The organism is Caballeronia sp. AZ10_KS36, from assembly GCF_023631105.1.
Taxonomy (GTDB): Bacteria; Pseudomonadota; Gammaproteobacteria; order Burkholderiales; family Burkholderiaceae; genus Caballeronia.
This window is the reverse complement of sequence record NZ_JALQDQ010000050.1, coordinates 96,726-111,329: the sequence shown is the minus strand read 5'-3', so window position 1 is coordinate 111,329 and position 14,604 is coordinate 96,726. Positions and strand designations below refer to the sequence as shown.

The following is a 14,604-nucleotide window of genomic DNA, read 5'->3' as shown; positions in this document are numbered from 1 at the left end:
TGCTTCGCCGTCAGCTATAGGCGCGGCGGCGTCTTCCAAGCTCGAGGCAACCGCGCCCGACCTGATGCTCGATGTCGAGCTTCCTGAACACTTCGTTCTTGATGTACACGCCGCTCGCGCTGTCCGCATACGGGATGAATCTGGCGTTTCCTGCCGATGCGCGAGCCGAGCATCACCGCCTTACGCGATATGCGATGGTGGAAGGGTTTAAGCCGCCGTCATCGCACGGCGGAACGCGACTGCGGGCATCGAGTATGGTGTTTGATCGACCAAACCACGCCCTACTTTCCGCTCGCCCCCGACGCCCCGCCAGCCTTCCCCTGCTGCCGCGCGGTTTCCTCGCGCTTCAGTTCGGCCGGCGGCGTGCCGGTTTGCGTCGCGGCACCCTGACCGCCTTGCGGACTCGCGCCTTGCCCGCTCTGCCCCGACTGCCCGCCGCGCACGCCGAGCCCTTCGTTGCGTTGCTGATTGCCCGGCGTCGCCTGCGCGAGGAGGAGCGCGGAGCCGCCGGCGTCGTTCGCCGAGGCGGGCGTCGCGGCGATTACCGCAGTCGTGAGCACCAGACCCAATGCCGCTGTGTACTTGCCAGTCATTGCATTCTCCTTCGAATTATTCGACCAGCATCCGTGCAATGCGCATGCCACGCGCGGCATCGAGGCTCTACCACTCGACGCAAATCTTCCCCAGATGCGCCGCGCTTTGCTGATAACGGAAGGCATCCGCGAGCGCATCGAAGCCGAAAGTCCGGTCGATGACAGGCCGCACGCCGCTCTGTTCCAGCGCGCGCACATACTCCTGCTGTTGCCGCCGGCTGCCGACGATCAGCCCCTGCAAGCGCGCCTGCCGCGCCATCAAGAGCGACGTCGGCACCGTGCCTTCGCGCCCCGTCAGGACGCCGATCAGTGAGATATGCCCGCCCACGCGGACCGCCTCGATCGACTGCGCGAGCGTGCCCGGCCCGCCTACTTCGATCACGTGATCGACGCCTCGTCCGCCGGTCAGCTCAAGCACTTGCGCCGCCCATTTCTCGTGTTCGCGGTAGTTGACGATCTCGTCCGCGCCGAGCGCCTTCGCGCGCTCGAGCTTCTCGTCGGACGACGACGTGACGATGACGCGCGCGCCCATCATCTTGCCGATCTGCAACGCCGCGATCGACACGCCGCCGGTGCCGAGCGCGAGCACGGTATCGCCCGCCTTCAGCGCACCGTCCACCACGAGCGCGCGCCACGCGGTGAGCCCCGCCGTCGTGATGGTCGCGGCTTCGGCGTGACGCCAGCCGCGCGGCGCGTGAGTGAAGGCGGTCGCCGCGCGCACCACGTGCATCGCCGCCATGCCGTCGATGCCGTCGCCCGGCGTGCCCGCGAAGTTGCCCACCTCGGCTTGCGCGGCGCCGTCGAGCCATTGCGGAAAGAAGCACGACACCACGGGGTCGCCCACGGCGAACTCGGTCACGCCCTCGCCGAGCGCCTCGACGACGCCCGCGCCGTCCGCCATCGGCACGCGGCCATCGGCGGTCGGGCTCTTGCCGCTCACCACGAGCAGGTCGTGGAAATTGAGCGATGTCGCGTGTATCGCAACGCGGATCTGTCCCGGCCCCGGCTCGCCCGGATCGGCGATGTCGCGAATTTCCAGCTTGTCCAGTCCGCCCGGCGCGCGGACGACGTATGCCTTCATCAGAATCTCCTTGGCCGCGCTGCGGCAGTGAATCGGTCGCGCGATGAAAAGCGCGCGCAATTCACGCCGCAACTCGTGGACCCGCTCAGTCATGCGCGCGCGGTCAGCCTTTCTCGCTGTCGAGGTGCGCCATCTGCACGGCCGCATAGCGGTCTCCGGCGGCCGCGCCCTTCGGCACCGCAGCCTCGATGGCGGCGATATCGTCCGCGTTCAGCGAGACATCGAGCGCGCCCAGCGATTCGACGAGCCGCTCCCGCGTGCGCGCGCCGATGACCGGCACGATGTCCTCGCCCTGCGCGAGCACCCATGCAATCGCGATCTGCGCCACGCTCACGCCCTTCTTCTGCGCGATCTGCGCGAGCGCATCGACGAGCGCGAGGTTGCGCTCGACGTTGCCTTCCTGAAACCGCGGGCTGTGCGTGCGCCAGTCGCCCGCTTGCGCCGATGCCTTCGTCCAGTGGCCGCTGATGAGTCCGCGCGACAGCACGCCGTACGCCGTAATGCCGATGCCCAGTTCGCGGCACGCCGGCAAAATCGCGTCCTCGATGCCGCGCGAGATCAGCGAGTATTCGATTTGCAGATCGCATACCGGATGCACGGCCGCAGCCTTGCGAATCGTCGCCGCGCCCACTTCGGACAGTCCGACGTGGCGCACATAGCCCGCCTGGATCATGTCCGCGATCGCGCCCACGGTGTCTTCGATCGGCACCTTGGGGTCGAGCCGCGCGGGGCGGTAAATGTCGATATGGTCCACTTGCAGGCGCTGCAACGTGTAGGCGAGAAAGTTCTTCACCGCATTGGGCCGCGCGTCGTAGTCGGTCCAGTTGCCCGACGGCTCGCGCATGCCGCCGAACTTCACGCTGATGATCGCCGAATCGCGGCGCGACGGCGGCGCGCTCTTCAGCGCCTCCGCGATCAGCATTTCGTTGTGGCCCATGCCGTAGAAGTCGCCGGTATCGAGCAGCGTGACGCCCGCTTCGAGCGCGGCGTGAATCGTCGCGATGCTCTCCGCGCGATCGGACGGGCCGTACATGCCGGACATGCCCATGCAGCCGAGACCGATGGCGGACGATTGCGGTCCCGTCTTGCCGAGTTGACGCACTTTCATGTTGATTCTCCCAACGAGATAGTCAGACGATGGAGCCCGAGAACCCGGGCTTGCGATGCATTATCCGAGCAAACCTCGCGTGCGATAATCCGCCTCAATTCGAATGGGCTGTGCGCCGAGGCGAACAATGAGCGAACCGGATCTGTCGGACCTGCATGCCTATCTCGCGGTGGCGCGCTCACGCGGCTTCCGTCAGGCGGCGCTGTTGCGCGGCGTGTCCGCTTCGTCTCTGAGCGATGCCATTCGCCGTCTCGAAGCGCGGCTCGGCGTGCGGCTTCTGAACCGCACCACGCGCAGCGTCACGCCGACGGAAGCTGGGCAGCGTCTGATCGAGCGGCTCACGCCCGCATTCGCGGAGATCGCCGGCGCACTCGACGCCGTCAACGTCTTTCGCGACAGTCCCACGGGGACGCTGCGCCTCAATGTGCCGACGATCGCCTCGCGGGAAATTCTGCCGTCCATCATTCCGCGCTTTCTCGCAGCGCATCCGGGCATCTCGCTCGAAGTCAGCGCAACCGACAATTTCATCGATGTGCTCGCCGCTGGTTTCGATGCCGGCATCCGCTACGACGAAAGCATCGAGCGCGACATGATCGCGGTGCCGATCGGACCGCGCACGCAACGCTTCGTCGCGGCGGCCGCGCCTGCGTATCTCGAAGCGCATGGCGAGCCGAAGCATCCGCGCGAACTCGTGAATCACGCGTGCATTGGGCATCGCTTCGAAAGCGGCGTGCTCGCGTCGTGGGAATTCAAGCGCGGCGGCAAGACAGTGCGCATTACGCCGCGCGGGCCGCTTGCCACGACATCGATTGAACTGAGCCGCAGCGCCGCGCTCGCCGGACTCGGCCTCACCTACACCTTCGAAGAATTCGTCCGCGCGGAGATCGAGCGCGGCACGCTGGTTCCCGTGCTCAAGCCGTGGTGGCAGAGCTTTCCAGGGCCGTCCCTCTACTACCCGAGCCGCGCTCATATGCCGGGGCCGCTGCGCGCGTTCGTCGACTTCCTTCGGGCACAGAACGCGTCGCGCGTCGAGAAGTAACTTATACCGTTGCCAAAATTGTCCCAGTAAATTTGTTAGACGAAAGCTAAAGTTGGTCTGGCGAGGGACGTTAAACAAGCAAGAAGAGCAACAACTGGTTACAAACACGGTAAGTTCTTCCTAAAGCGACTCGGCTGCAAACGTTTGCACCGCACGCACTTCCGTCTCTGAAACACATGGAAGCGCACGCAAGCGCACGCGCTCGGCATCCGAATCGGAGTTACGCAGCTTTGCCCGCCCGCAGGGATACGCGGGACCCTGGCCCGTTGCCGACCCGCCCCTGAAACGGCGCTCCGGACAGCACGCCTCTTCTTGACGATGCACGCTTGTCTATCAGTAGTACTTACCATACTAACCAACAAAAAATCATGACCCCGACCACCACACGACGCCTCTTCGCGAGCAAGGCCGCCCTCGCCGCCGCACTGACCACCGGATTGCTGCTTGCCGCTTGCGGCGGTGGCAGCGCCGCCGACTCCGCTTTCGATACAGCCGCCACCGCGAAGGTTACGACCGTGCCGGGCAGCATTTTCTACGGCATCAACGGGCATAACAACGAAGGCGGCGCGTACGACATCTCGACGCCCACGCTTCAACTTCAGCAGGTGAAGGACCTCGGCGCCACGCTTTACCGCAACGAGGTGTACAACCTGGGATCGGCGACCAAGCTCGCCGGTATCGCAAAGACGGCGGCTGCGGCGGGCGTGACGGTTTATCCCGTGCTGCTGATCGGTGTCGGCAGCTTCACGAACGAAACCGACGCCTACAACGCCGGCTTCACGCTCGGTCAGCAGACGGCGACGGCATATAAGTATCCGTACTACGAAGTCAGCAACGAGTTGGACAGCAGGCTTCTCACTGGCAATGTGGACGGTGTGTATCCGCAGCAGTACGTCAACGACAAGTTCAAGATTGCGCGCGGCATCGTGCGCGGCATGATCGCGGGCATTAAGTCGGTGGATACGAACGGCAAGATCATCATCGGCGGCGGCGCGTGGATGCACTACGGCTTCGACCAGATGCTGTGGAACGGCACGCAGCCGGACGGCACGTCGGGCTATCCGAAGGTGACGTGGGACATCACCGCATGGCACTGGTATTCGGATCAGGGCGACATCACGCATGCTTGCGGCGGCACGGGCTGTCACGACGTCCTCGCGACGCTGCAACAGTTCGGCAAGCCGATCTGGATCAACGAGTTCGGCGTGCGGCCGTGGCTCGGCACGGATGACCAGATCGCGTCGTACCTCGTGGGCAACAAGATGATGGCGCAGTTCGTCTCGATCGCGTCCAAGTACAACATCCAGTCGATCCAGGCGTATCAGCTGTATGACGACCCCGTGGGCGGCGAAGGCAACTACGGTCTCTTGAAGAACGACGGCAAGACGGTCAAGGCGGCCTACAGCGCGTTCAAGAACTTCGTGGCGACTAACCCGAGGTAAGCAGTACGCGGGCAGATCGACGTGGCGGTCTGCCCGCGCAGCTCGAATCATCGACGAATGCTGGACGACGACGCGCTCCGTGAATGAAGCGCGTCGTCGTCCATTGTATTGTCGACCGGTATGCGCGTTGCTACGATGAGGCGAACCGGCGGACAGAAGCATGCCGCCGGCTCGACCACTCACCTGTGACTCTGGCACAGAGCAAGGAGCGCGCTATGAGCGACAAGGCATTTCTCACCACGCGACAGGGACATCCTGTTCCCGACAATCAGAGCATGCGCACCGTCGGCGAACGCGGCCCGGCGACGCTGGAAAATTATCCGTTCATCGAAAAGATTACTCACTTCGATCGCGAACGCATTCCCGAGCGCGTCGTGCATGCGCGGGGCACCGCGGCTCACGGCTACTTCGAGGCCTACGGCAAGATCGGCAATGAGCCGGCTTCCAAGTACACACGCGCCAAGGTCCTGACGCAAAGCGGCGTCAAGACGCCCGTTTTCCTGCGCTTTTCGACGGTGATCGGCGGCAAGGAGTCGCCCGAGACGGCACGCGATCCGCGCGGCTTCGCCATCAAGTTCTATACGGAAGACGGCAACTGGGACCTCGTCGGCAACAACCTCAAGATTTTCTTCATCCGCGATGCGATCAAGTTCCCGGACATGATCCACGCGTTCAAGCCCGATCCTGTCTCGAACCGGCAGGAGCCGTGGCGCTTCTACGATTTCATCGCGCATCATCCGGAATCGCTGCACATGGTGACGTGGGTCAAGAGTCCGTGGGGCATTCCCGCCGACTACCGCCACATGCAGGGTTCGAGCGTCAACACGTACAAGCTCGTGAACGATCAGGGCGAAGCGGTGCTCGTCAAGTTCTCGTTCGAGCCGAAAGCGGGCGTCAGGAATCTGACCTCGCAGCAGGCGTCCGAGATTCAGGCGAAGGACGTGGGCCACGCCACGCGCGACCTGTACGATGCGATCGAACGCGGCGAGTTTCCCGAGTGGGAAATGTGCGTGCAGATCATGTCGGACGATGAACATCCGGAACTCGACTTCGATCCGCTCGACGACACGAAACGCTGGCCCGAGGACAAGTTTCCGCTTCTGCCGGTGGGACGTCTCGTGCTGGACCGAAATCCGAAGAACGTGTTCGCCGAAACGGAGCAGTCCGCGTTCGGCACCGGCGTGCTGGTGGACGGCATCGACTTCTCCGACGACAAGATGCTGCAAGGACGCACGCTCTCGTATTCGGATACGCAGCGGTATCGCGTTGGTCCCAACTATCTGCAACTGCCGGTCAATGCGCCGAAGAACGGCGCGCGCACGAATCAGCGCGACGGGCAGATGGCGTATTACGTCGATCAGGCGGGCGAGAACCCGCACGTCAACTATGAGCCGAGCATGATGGGTGGCCTGAAAGAAGCGCCGAAGAAGGAGCACGACTACCATCAGTGGGTCGAAGGGCATCTCGGACGCTATCAGAGCTCACGCACGCAGGACGACTACAAGCAGGCCGGCGAGCGGTATCGCACGTTCGAGGATTGGGAGCGCGATGATCTGATCGCGAACCTCGTCGAAGACATGAAGGCGTGCCCGAAGCCGATCGCGCTGCGCATGGTGTGGCACTTCTGGCATTGCGATCCGGACTACGGAACGCGCGTCGCGCAGGGCGCGGGCATCGACCTGGAAGAAGCGAAGAAGCTGCCGCCGCTGGAAGGCAAGCCGCTTCCGGGCGAAGGCCGCGACACGCCGGCCTACACGACTAACGAGCCGGAAGAAGAAGCGGCGCGTTGATCGACGAACGGTTCGGGGCGCATGGTGCACGCGCTCCGAACCGTGCGCGTGGCTAGAAGAATCGCGGCGCGAGAAAGATGGTCAGCGCCGCGATCAGCCATGCGGCGAGTCCGCCGAGAATCGCCAGCCGGTAGTCCACGAAATGCACGAGCACGTAGCATGTGCCCAGAAACACGAGGTAGGCGGGAATGGTGCGCGCGCCGGAGAGGCATGCGGTCCTGAAACCGGTCGCATCGCCCTTGGCGCCGACCACGAGAAGCGCCATGATCGCGAACGTGGGCGCAAGAGGCAGAATGCCGGGGAGCACGTTGCCCCGTTTGGATGCCATCGCGATCAGCGCGGTGACGAGACCGCCCAGCAGACCCTTCCACAATACGTCCATCGAATTTCCGTTGATGCAGGTGCGAAGCGGGGATTATAGGGAGAGTGGGACGGGCGTGGGCGCTCGAAAGCCCTCCGCTCAAACCACCTCCTCCCCACACCGCGCCTCGCCCCACTGCGCGAGCCGCCCCACTTCCACCCGATTCCCGCCGCCCGCCTTCGCCGCATACAAGGCCCGGTCCGCCGCGCCGAGCACATCGGCGAGCGCGCTCGCGGGCGTGCCGGATCGCGCAAGCCCGATGCTCACCGTCGCCCGCAACTCCGCGCCGTTCGCACCGCGAGAGGTCGCCGCGGCGAAGCGCCTGACGACATCCTCCGCGAGCTCTTTCGCGCGATCGCCGTGCGGCCCGGCGAGCACCGCCGCGAACTCTTCGCCGCCGATGCGCGCGAGAACCGCATCCGGTCCCAGCACCTTTCGCGCGATGAGCGCGAACGTCTTCAGCACTTCGTCGCCGGCCTGATGGCCGTATCGGTCGTTGATGGTCTTGAAGTGGTCGAGGTCGATGGCCAGCACCGACACGTCGCGCCCGGCCGCCACGCGCCCGCCGTCTTCGAAGAACGAGCGGCGATTGCCGAGTCCGGTCAGATAGTCGGTCTGCGATTGCCGCAAAAGCTGCGCGTGAGCTTCGTCGCGGACGAGCCGCAGCAGCGTCATCGGCAAGAGGACGGAATAGAGGATGCCCTCGTACATCGTGATCTTGGCGATCAGCATCAAAAGCGGCGTGCCGAGCGCCGCCATCCACGGAAGAACGCACGCGCGCGCGGCATAGAGCGCCGCATGCACGCCGCACACGATCACGGCGATGCGCCGCGCCTGTCCCCAGTGCATGCGGTCGCTGCGCAGCAGTTCTCGCGAGGTCATCGCGGCGGCGGCGGCGATGGGAAGCGCGCTCGCATAGCTCCACACGGTCTCCTGCCAGCGCACGCCGCCGATCGCCCAGGCGAGCGCCCACGCGAGCGCCTGCACGGCAAAGAGGCCGATGGAGAACGCGCGATGACGCCGCCCGTTCAACGCCGCGACGCCATGCAGGAGCAACAGATACCCCGCCTCGATGACGAGATTGCTCAACGCCGAGCCGAACACGCCCGGCACCGCGTGGCGGAACGACGCCGCCGCGCAGCCGATGGCGAGCGTGCCGTAGCCCGCCGCGAGGATTTTGAGTTCCCTGCTGCGCCCGGGGTTCGTGCGATGCTCCCAGAACGTCATCCCGCAACTGACGAGAAGCGTTCCGACGACTAGGACGTAGAAGGTGATGAGGTCGACACGCATGCGCTCGCTTGCCTGATATCTGCCCGAAATGACGATTCCATACGACGGAGTTAACGGCTCGATGCAGCGAATGCTGAAGGGTGCGTCGAACCGCGATGCGCCGCCCGGCGGTACCATGTCCGTTTCGCCGCCCGGCTGTGCACGCCTGTAACATGGAACTGAAGCAGATCCAGTACTTCATCGCGCTATTCGAGGAAGGCACCGTCACGCGGGCGGCCAAGCGCCTCAATATCGCGCAGCCTGCGTTGAGCATGCAGATCGCGAAGCTCGAAACCGAGCTGCGGCAGACGCTCTTCGAACGCGGGCCGCACGGCATGGCGCCGACCGAAGCCGCGCGCCTCATGTACCGGCTCTATACGCCGATCATGCGCGACATCGGCCATGCGCGCGAGCAGTTGAGCCGGCGCGATGTCATCGTGACGGGGCGCGTGTCGCTCGGGATGGTGTCGTCGGAGGCGCAGAGCGTGTTGCCCGAATCGCTCGCGCGCTTCGACGCCCTCTTTCCGCAAGTGGAAGTGTCGGTGGCGGACGGCTTCAGCGCGCAACTCATCGACGCCGTGGAATCCGGCCGGCTCGATGCCGCGATCATCAATAAGCCGCGCGGCCGACTCGCGCTCGACGTCGAGCCGCTGCTCGTGGAAGAGATGGTGCTCGTGACGAGCGCCGCGCACGGGCCGGATCTGCCGGAGACGATCGACCTCGTCGCGCAGTCCGGCATCGAACTCGTGCTGCCCACGCGGCGCAACGGCCTGCGCGGCGCGCTCGACGCCGCGCTCATGGCCGCCGATATCGTCATCAAGCCGAAGTTCGAAATCGACCTTCTCAGCACCATCGTGCAGTTCGTCGAGCAGAGCAGCGTCGCGACGATTCTGCCGCGCGTCGTCGTGCAGTCGAAAGTGGACGAAGGGCGGCTGCGCGTGCGCACCATCGACAAGCCGCCGATCGTGCGTCACATCATTCAGGTCACGCATCCGAAGCGGCCCATCGGGCCGGCGGCGCAGGCGCTCATCGCCATCATCACCGAGGAGATCCGGCGCGTGACCACGGGCGCGCCGGCTCCTTCCGCATGACGCGAATCAGCCGCGGCGCGCAGTCGTTGGCACGGTGCGCGGCGCATCGCTGCGCGTGCCGAACAGCGTGTCGCAGATCGGGAAGGTGAGATTGAAGTTCTGCGTCGCCATCTGCTCGGGATCGTGATGCGTCACATGCAGGCGGCGCACCGTGTTGACGAACGGCACGCGGTCGAGAAACGGACTGTCCGTGACGTGCGAAAGCGTGTGCAGCCCTTCGTACATCAGGTAGTACGCGGCCATCGTAAGGAGTGCGATGTATCCGGCATTGCGCGTGAACACGAAACCGATCAGCAACGCGAGCGGCGCGGCGGCGAGCACGAACGCGACCGGCGCGAACGGCGGAAACAGCAGCGCGCGCCAGTGCTTGTGGCCCTTGTACTCCAGCGTCACATGCGTGAAGAAGCGATGATGCACCGCGCAGTGCCGCTTGTAGACCATGCTGAAATACTTCGTCGGCCGATGCAGCACGTAGCGGTGCGCGGCCCATTCCGCCCAGTTGCCGAAGAGAAAGAGCGGCACGACCGCGAGCCATTCCGCGAACGTCGGCGCGTGAAGCTGCATGGCGCAATACAGGATCACCGCCGTCGTGAAGACGAGCGTGAAGCCCAGATGCATCTCTCCGCGATACCACTTCGGCGTCGCTTCCACGTATTCGTCGCGGAACTTGTACGAGCGCGCGCGAACGTCCTCGTCATACTTCATGATGAGCGTCTCCAGTGTTTGTATCGAACGATGCGGACCGCGTGCGTCGCGAGCCCGCAAGGACATGCTTCAGGACGGATTACGCGCCGCGCTGTTGTCCAGCTTGCCGAGCGTTTCCGGCACGACGAACGCGCCGACGAGGAAGATGATGCTGATCGCGCCGACGAAGATCGCGAGCGTCGACGGCAACTGGCTCGCGTCCTTCGCGACGAGCGAAACGAAGGTCGGCATCATCCCGCCGATGGCGAAGCCGATGTTCCACGAAAGGCCCGTGCCGGTCGCGCGGATCGCGGTCGGAAAGCGCTCGTTCAGGAAGATCAGGATCGGCGCATAGCCCGCGCTGCCGAGTGCGGAAAGCAGCACCGCGTAGACGCCGATCATCGTGATGCTCTGCGCCGTCGGCAACAACAGGAAAAGCCCCGGCAGCGCGACCAGCCGAATGAGGCCGATCCACACGAACGCGCTCTTGCGCCCGATGAACGTCGAGAGATGCCCCGCCGCGATCGATGCGATCACCACCGCGACGCTGCAAATCATCAGGATCGCGGCGGCCGCGCCGTTCGGCGCATGACTCACGACCTTGAGGAACGTCGGCAGATAGCCCGAGGTGAGGTAGTAGCCGCTGCCGCCGCCGATGGTGAGCAGCAGGTTCACGAACAACACCCCGCGATACTCGCGCGAAAACAGCGTGCGAATGGGCGAGCGCACGACTTCGACGGGTCCCGTCTTGACTTGCGCCGCCTTGGCCGCTTTCTCCGCCGCGAGCTTCTTCCAGAGCGGCGATTCTTCGAGGCTGTTGAACACGAAGAGCCCGAGCACCGAACTCACGATGCCGGTGAAGAACATGCAGCGCCAGCCCCACACATCGAAGAGTTCGCCCGGAAAGATGGACGACATCGCCAGATACGTGAGCGACGCGAGCAACGCGCCGAGGCCCGCGCCGCCGCCGCCGATCAGCCCCGACACCGCGCCGCGATACTTCGGCGCGACCGATTCGGTGCCGATGGTGTGCGTCGATGCCACCACGCCGCCGACGAACACGCCCTGCACGAGACGCAGCAGCAGGAACAGGATCGGCGCGACGAGGCCCGCCTGCGCGACGGTCGGCAGCACGCCGAACGCCGCCGTCGAGATGCCGACGCCGACCACCGCGAAGATCATCGCGCCCTTGCGGCCGTGGCGGTCCGCGTACGAGCCGAAGAGCGCCGAGCCGAGCGGACGCATGAGCAGCGTCACCGCGAACGACGCATAGACCGCCGCGAGCGACAGCATCGCGTGCTCGGAAGGGAAGAAGAGACGCCCGACCACCGGCGCGACGTACAACAACACGAAGAGGTCGAACAGATCGAGCGCCCAGCCCATGCACGAGGCCACCACCGCGCCCATGATCTGCCGCTGATTCACCGGAAGCGCGGCGGCCCCGTCTTGTGCAGCTACGGACATGTGTATCTCCTGGTTTGTCACTGGGCGGTCTTTCGATCGCCCCGGTTTCGCAGGCACGTTTCTTATTGCGTGCTCTTGTCGAGGTTAAGAAATCGTTATTGAATAATCGTTAGTGGGCGGCGGCGAGCGGCGGCGAACCCGAGACGTCGAGTTCCGCGCGTTCGCGCCGCGCCGCGACCATCGCGTCGGCGATCTTCTCGGCGATCATGATGGTCGGTATGTTCGTATTGGCCGATGGCAGCTTCGGCATCAGCGATGCATCCACCACGCGCAAGCCTCGCGCGCCATGCACGCGCCCTTGTGTGTCCGTGACGGCATCGCGGTCGTTCGCGCCGCCCATGCGGCACGTGCCGCTCGCATGCCACACGCCGAACACGTTCGCGCGGATGAAGTCCGCGAGCGCGCGGTCGTCGGCGAGCAGCGCGTTCATCTTCAGGCCGCGCGTGAAGAAGCGTTCGATCAACATCCGGCGCACGGGCGCGGGCGTGTCCAGCAGAAGCCCGAGCGCGGACGTAAGAAGCGCGTTGCCCTCGCCGACCTGGCTCAACGCCTTCACGCGCGGCGAAAACGCGGCCGGGAAGAAGTCGCGTGCATCGCGGCTCAGACCCGATGCTTCCACGATGCGCGCCAGCATTCGCACGCCGACAGCGAGCCGCTCTACATCGCGTTCGTCGTCGAGCAGATTCAGATCGACACGCGGCGCGGCGGCGGCATCGGCGGAAACGAGCTGCACGCGGCCACGCGAATACGGCCGGTTGCACCACAGAAAGAACAGCCCGAGCCGGTTGCCGAGCGCATGCCATGCGGCGCGTGTCGCGCTCGACAGATACAGGTCCGACTCGTCGCAGCCCGCGACGCCCGAACTGAGACGCGCAGCCATCATGCTGGCGCGGCGTCGCGCGAGCGGCATGCGAAAGCGCGGCTCGAGGAAATGGCAGAACGTGAGCGACGGATGATCCTGCAAATTGCGTCCGACGCCCGGCAGATCCACCGCGCACGTAATGCCGAGCGCCGCGAGTTCGCGCGCGTCGCCGATGCCGGCGCGCATCAAGAGCGCAGGCGATTGCAGCGCGCCCGCGCTCAGGATCACTTCGCCCGCATCGAAGCGCAGGCGCTCGCCGTCTTCGTCCACCGCGATCACGCCGCGCGCCGTCGCGCCTTGCATCACGATCCGCTCGACGCGCAGCTTCGAATACACCCTGAGATTGGGGCGCTTGCGCGTGGCCTCGTCCAGATAGGCGATAGCCGTGGACACGCGCTTGTCGTCCTCGTTCGAAAACGCGCCCGGAAAGAATCCGTCGCCGAACTCGCCGTTTTGATCCTTCAGTTCCGCGACGCCCTGCGCGCGCAAGCCCTTGCCGAACGCATGACAGAACGCGGGCCAGTCCTTCGGCATGATGCGTCGAATCGGCACCGGGCCATCGCCGCCGTGCAGTTCGCCGCCGGAAAAGTCGAGGTCGCGCTCCAGCTTGCGGAAGTACGGCAGCACGTCGCGCCACGCCCAGCCGTCGGCCCCTGTCGCGGCCCAGTCGTCGTAATCGCGCGGCAAGCCGCGATTAGCCGACTGCACGTTGATGCTCGACCCGCCGCCCATCACGCGGCCCTGCTCGTACACGCGGGGCGCGGCCTGCTTCGTGGCCTTGGCCTTCAAGTCCGGCCAGATGTACGTGTCGCCGCAGAACACCGGCATCGGATAGCTGTCGAGAATGGCCTCGGGCACCGCGCCCGGCGGCGTGTCCGCGCCCGCCTCGATCAGCGCGACGCGCAGCGACGGCAACGCCGACAGCCGATGCGCAAGCACGCATCCCGCCGAACCGCCGCCCACGATCACGTAATCGAAGCGTCTCATGTCGTCTCCCTTTGTCTGCGTGATCAGAAGCCGCGGAACACCGGCTTGCGCTTGCCGTGGAACGCTTCGACGCCTTCGCGGAAGTCGTCCGACGAGCGCAGGCGGCTATAGCAATGCCCTTCGAGTTCGATCGCGATGGAAAGCGGCGCGTCTTCCGAATCGTTCAGCAGCTTCTTCGCGGTGCGCTGGGCGAGCGGCGAGAACGCGCGCAGTTCGTCGACGAGCGCGTCCGTCGCGGCTTCGAGTTCGGCGTCGGGCACGCAGTCCACTGCGATGCCCCACTCGTATGCCTGCTTGCCCGGAATGCGGCGCGAGCGCATCACGATGTCCTTCGTCCGGCCGATGCCGACCATCGCCTGCAAGCGCGCCGAGCCGCCGGAGCCGGGAATCTGGCCGAGCTTCTGTTCGGGCAGCGCGTAGAACGTCGTGTCGGTGACGATGCGGAAATCGCAAGCGAGCGACAACTCGAAGCCCACGCCGAAGCAGAAGCCGCGATTGGCCGCGATCACCGGCTTCGAGCAGCGCGCGGGCGCCGCGATGTTCCATGCGAGCTTCGACACGTGTTCCGGCGACGCTTCCAGGAAGCCCTTGATGTCGCCGCCGCTCGAAAAGTGCTCGCCGTTCGCGCGCACGACGATCACGCGCACGCGCTCATCGTCGTCGAGTGCTTCGAATGCGGCACGCAACTGGTCGCGGGCGTGCATCGAAATGACGTTGAACGGCGGCCGGTGCAGGATGATGTCGGCGCGTTCCCGTTCGGCGTCGATCTCGACCGAGAAGCCGTCGAGGTCTTGCAGCAGCGTCTGGCCGCGATGATTCAGGTCGGTCATGTC

13 protein-coding genes are annotated in these 14,604 nt (G+C 65.3%); 4 read left to right on the top strand and 9 right to left on the bottom strand.

Translation table 11 applies throughout. The features are described from left to right. Nucleotides 1-281 precede the first annotated feature (281 nt). The 3 genes from NCR35_RS29175 to NCR35_RS29165 all read right to left on the bottom strand — a co-directional run bounded on the left by NCR35_RS29175 (nucleotide 282) and on the right by NCR35_RS29165 (nucleotide 2,782). On the bottom strand, nucleotides 282-593 hold the full coding sequence (locus NCR35_RS29175) for a hypothetical protein (protein WP_250537366.1): 312 nt from the start codon (nucleotides 591-593) through the stop codon (nucleotides 282-284). Nucleotides 594-660: 67 nt separating this feature from the next. Further along, complete coding sequence (locus NCR35_RS29170) at nucleotides 661-1,674, bottom strand: zinc-dependent alcohol dehydrogenase family protein (RefSeq protein ID WP_250537395.1); 1,014 nt, start codon at nucleotides 1,672-1,674, stop codon at nucleotides 661-663. 103 nt (nucleotides 1,675-1,777) lie between these two features. Then, nucleotides 1,778-2,782, bottom strand: coding sequence for an aldo/keto reductase (locus NCR35_RS29165; protein ID WP_250537365.1), 1,005 nt, complete (start codon nucleotides 2,780-2,782; stop codon nucleotides 1,778-1,780). Nucleotides 2,783-2,909: 127 nt separating this feature from the next. On the opposite strand from NCR35_RS29165, the gene NCR35_RS29160 reads away from it, so the two are divergent. The 3 genes from NCR35_RS29160 to NCR35_RS29150 all read left to right on the top strand — a co-directional run bounded on the left by NCR35_RS29160 (nucleotide 2,910) and on the right by NCR35_RS29150 (nucleotide 7,053). Next, on the top strand, nucleotides 2,910-3,821 hold the full coding sequence (locus NCR35_RS29160) for a LysR family transcriptional regulator (protein ID WP_244851192.1): 912 nt from the start codon (nucleotides 2,910-2,912) through the stop codon (nucleotides 3,819-3,821). A 368-nt stretch (nucleotides 3,822-4,189) separates the two neighbouring features. Then, nucleotides 4,190-5,263, top strand: a complete 1,074-nt coding sequence (locus tag NCR35_RS29155; protein WP_250537364.1) for a glycoside hydrolase family protein — start codon at nucleotides 4,190-4,192, stop codon at nucleotides 5,261-5,263. Nucleotides 5,264-5,478: 215 nt separating this feature from the next. Next, a complete protein-coding gene (locus tag NCR35_RS29150) occupies nucleotides 5,479-7,053 on the top strand; it encodes a catalase (RefSeq protein ID WP_250537363.1) in 1,575 nt (524 codons plus the stop codon). A gap of 52 nt (nucleotides 7,054-7,105) precedes the next feature. On the opposite strand, the gene NCR35_RS29145 is transcribed toward NCR35_RS29150, so the two are convergent. Both NCR35_RS29145 and NCR35_RS29140 read right to left on the bottom strand, forming a co-directional pair. Beyond that, nucleotides 7,106-7,435, bottom strand: a complete 330-nt coding sequence (locus tag NCR35_RS29145) for a GlpM family protein (RefSeq protein WP_244851196.1) — start codon at nucleotides 7,433-7,435, stop codon at nucleotides 7,106-7,108. A gap of 78 nt (nucleotides 7,436-7,513) precedes the next feature. Continuing rightward, the gene (locus NCR35_RS29140; protein ID WP_250537362.1) at nucleotides 7,514-8,704 is read right to left on the bottom strand and encodes a GGDEF domain-containing protein; all 1,191 of its coding nucleotides are present in this window, start codon (nucleotides 8,702-8,704) and stop codon (nucleotides 7,514-7,516) included. 152 nt (nucleotides 8,705-8,856) lie between these two features. On the opposite strand from NCR35_RS29140, the gene NCR35_RS29135 reads away from it, so the two are divergent. Beyond that, nucleotides 8,857-9,774: a LysR family transcriptional regulator gene (locus NCR35_RS29135; protein ID WP_250537361.1), complete on the top strand. Its 918-nt coding sequence runs from the start codon at nucleotides 8,857-8,859 to the stop codon at nucleotides 9,772-9,774. A gap of 6 nt (nucleotides 9,775-9,780) precedes the next feature. Here the strand turns inward: NCR35_RS29135 and NCR35_RS29130 are convergent, their stop codons facing one another. The 4 genes from NCR35_RS29130 to NCR35_RS29115 all read right to left on the bottom strand — a co-directional run bounded on the left by NCR35_RS29130 (nucleotide 9,781) and on the right by NCR35_RS29115 (nucleotide 14,601). Further along, nucleotides 9,781-10,479 (bottom strand): sterol desaturase family protein, encoded by a 699-nt coding sequence (locus NCR35_RS29130; RefSeq protein ID WP_250537360.1) that lies wholly within the window; start codon nucleotides 10,477-10,479, stop codon nucleotides 9,781-9,783. Nucleotides 10,480-10,548: 69 nt separating this feature from the next. Continuing rightward, nucleotides 10,549-11,922: an MFS transporter gene (locus NCR35_RS29125; protein ID WP_250537359.1), complete on the bottom strand. Its 1,374-nt coding sequence runs from the start codon at nucleotides 11,920-11,922 to the stop codon at nucleotides 10,549-10,551. A gap of 109 nt (nucleotides 11,923-12,031) precedes the next feature. Further along, nucleotides 12,032-13,771, bottom strand: coding sequence for a GMC family oxidoreductase (locus NCR35_RS29120; protein ID WP_250537358.1), 1,740 nt, complete (start codon nucleotides 13,769-13,771; stop codon nucleotides 12,032-12,034). 23 nt (nucleotides 13,772-13,794) lie between these two features. Further along, nucleotides 13,795-14,601, bottom strand: a complete 807-nt coding sequence (locus tag NCR35_RS29115; RefSeq protein WP_244851207.1) for an enoyl-CoA hydratase/isomerase family protein — start codon at nucleotides 14,599-14,601, stop codon at nucleotides 13,795-13,797. Nucleotides 14,602-14,604: the final 3 nt, after the last annotated feature.

Bases quoted from the DNA above. Each gene is read 5' to 3' on its own strand.
- NCR35_RS29175 (WP_250537366.1), bottom strand. From the start codon at position 593: ATGACTGGCAAGTACACAGCGGCATTGGGTCTGGTGCTCACGACTGCG.
- NCR35_RS29170 (WP_250537395.1), bottom strand. From the start codon at position 1,674: ATGAAGGCATACGTCGTCCGCGCGCCGGGCGGACTGGACAAGCTGGAA.
- NCR35_RS29165 (WP_250537365.1), bottom strand. From the start codon at position 2,782: ATGAAAGTGCGTCAACTCGGCAAGACGGGACCGCAATCGTCCGCCATC.
- NCR35_RS29160 (WP_244851192.1), top strand. From the start codon at position 2,910: ATGAGCGAACCGGATCTGTCGGACCTGCATGCCTATCTCGCGGTGGCG.
- NCR35_RS29155 (WP_250537364.1), top strand. From the start codon at position 4,190: ATGACCCCGACCACCACACGACGCCTCTTCGCGAGCAAGGCCGCCCTC.
- NCR35_RS29150 (WP_250537363.1), top strand. From the start codon at position 5,479: ATGAGCGACAAGGCATTTCTCACCACGCGACAGGGACATCCTGTTCCC.
- NCR35_RS29145 (WP_244851196.1), bottom strand. From the start codon at position 7,435: ATGGACGTATTGTGGAAGGGTCTGCTGGGCGGTCTCGTCACCGCGCTG.
- NCR35_RS29140 (WP_250537362.1), bottom strand. From the start codon at position 8,704: ATGCGTGTCGACCTCATCACCTTCTACGTCCTAGTCGTCGGAACGCTT.
- NCR35_RS29135 (WP_250537361.1), top strand. From the start codon at position 8,857: ATGGAACTGAAGCAGATCCAGTACTTCATCGCGCTATTCGAGGAAGGC.
- NCR35_RS29130 (WP_250537360.1), bottom strand. From the start codon at position 10,479: ATGAAGTATGACGAGGACGTTCGCGCGCGCTCGTACAAGTTCCGCGAC.
- NCR35_RS29125 (WP_250537359.1), bottom strand. From the start codon at position 11,922: ATGTCCGTAGCTGCACAAGACGGGGCCGCCGCGCTTCCGGTGAATCAG.
- NCR35_RS29120 (WP_250537358.1), bottom strand. From the start codon at position 13,771: ATGAGACGCTTCGATTACGTGATCGTGGGCGGCGGTTCGGCGGGATGC.
- NCR35_RS29115 (WP_244851207.1), bottom strand. From the start codon at position 14,601: ATGACCGACCTGAATCATCGCGGCCAGACGCTGCTGCAAGACCTCGAC.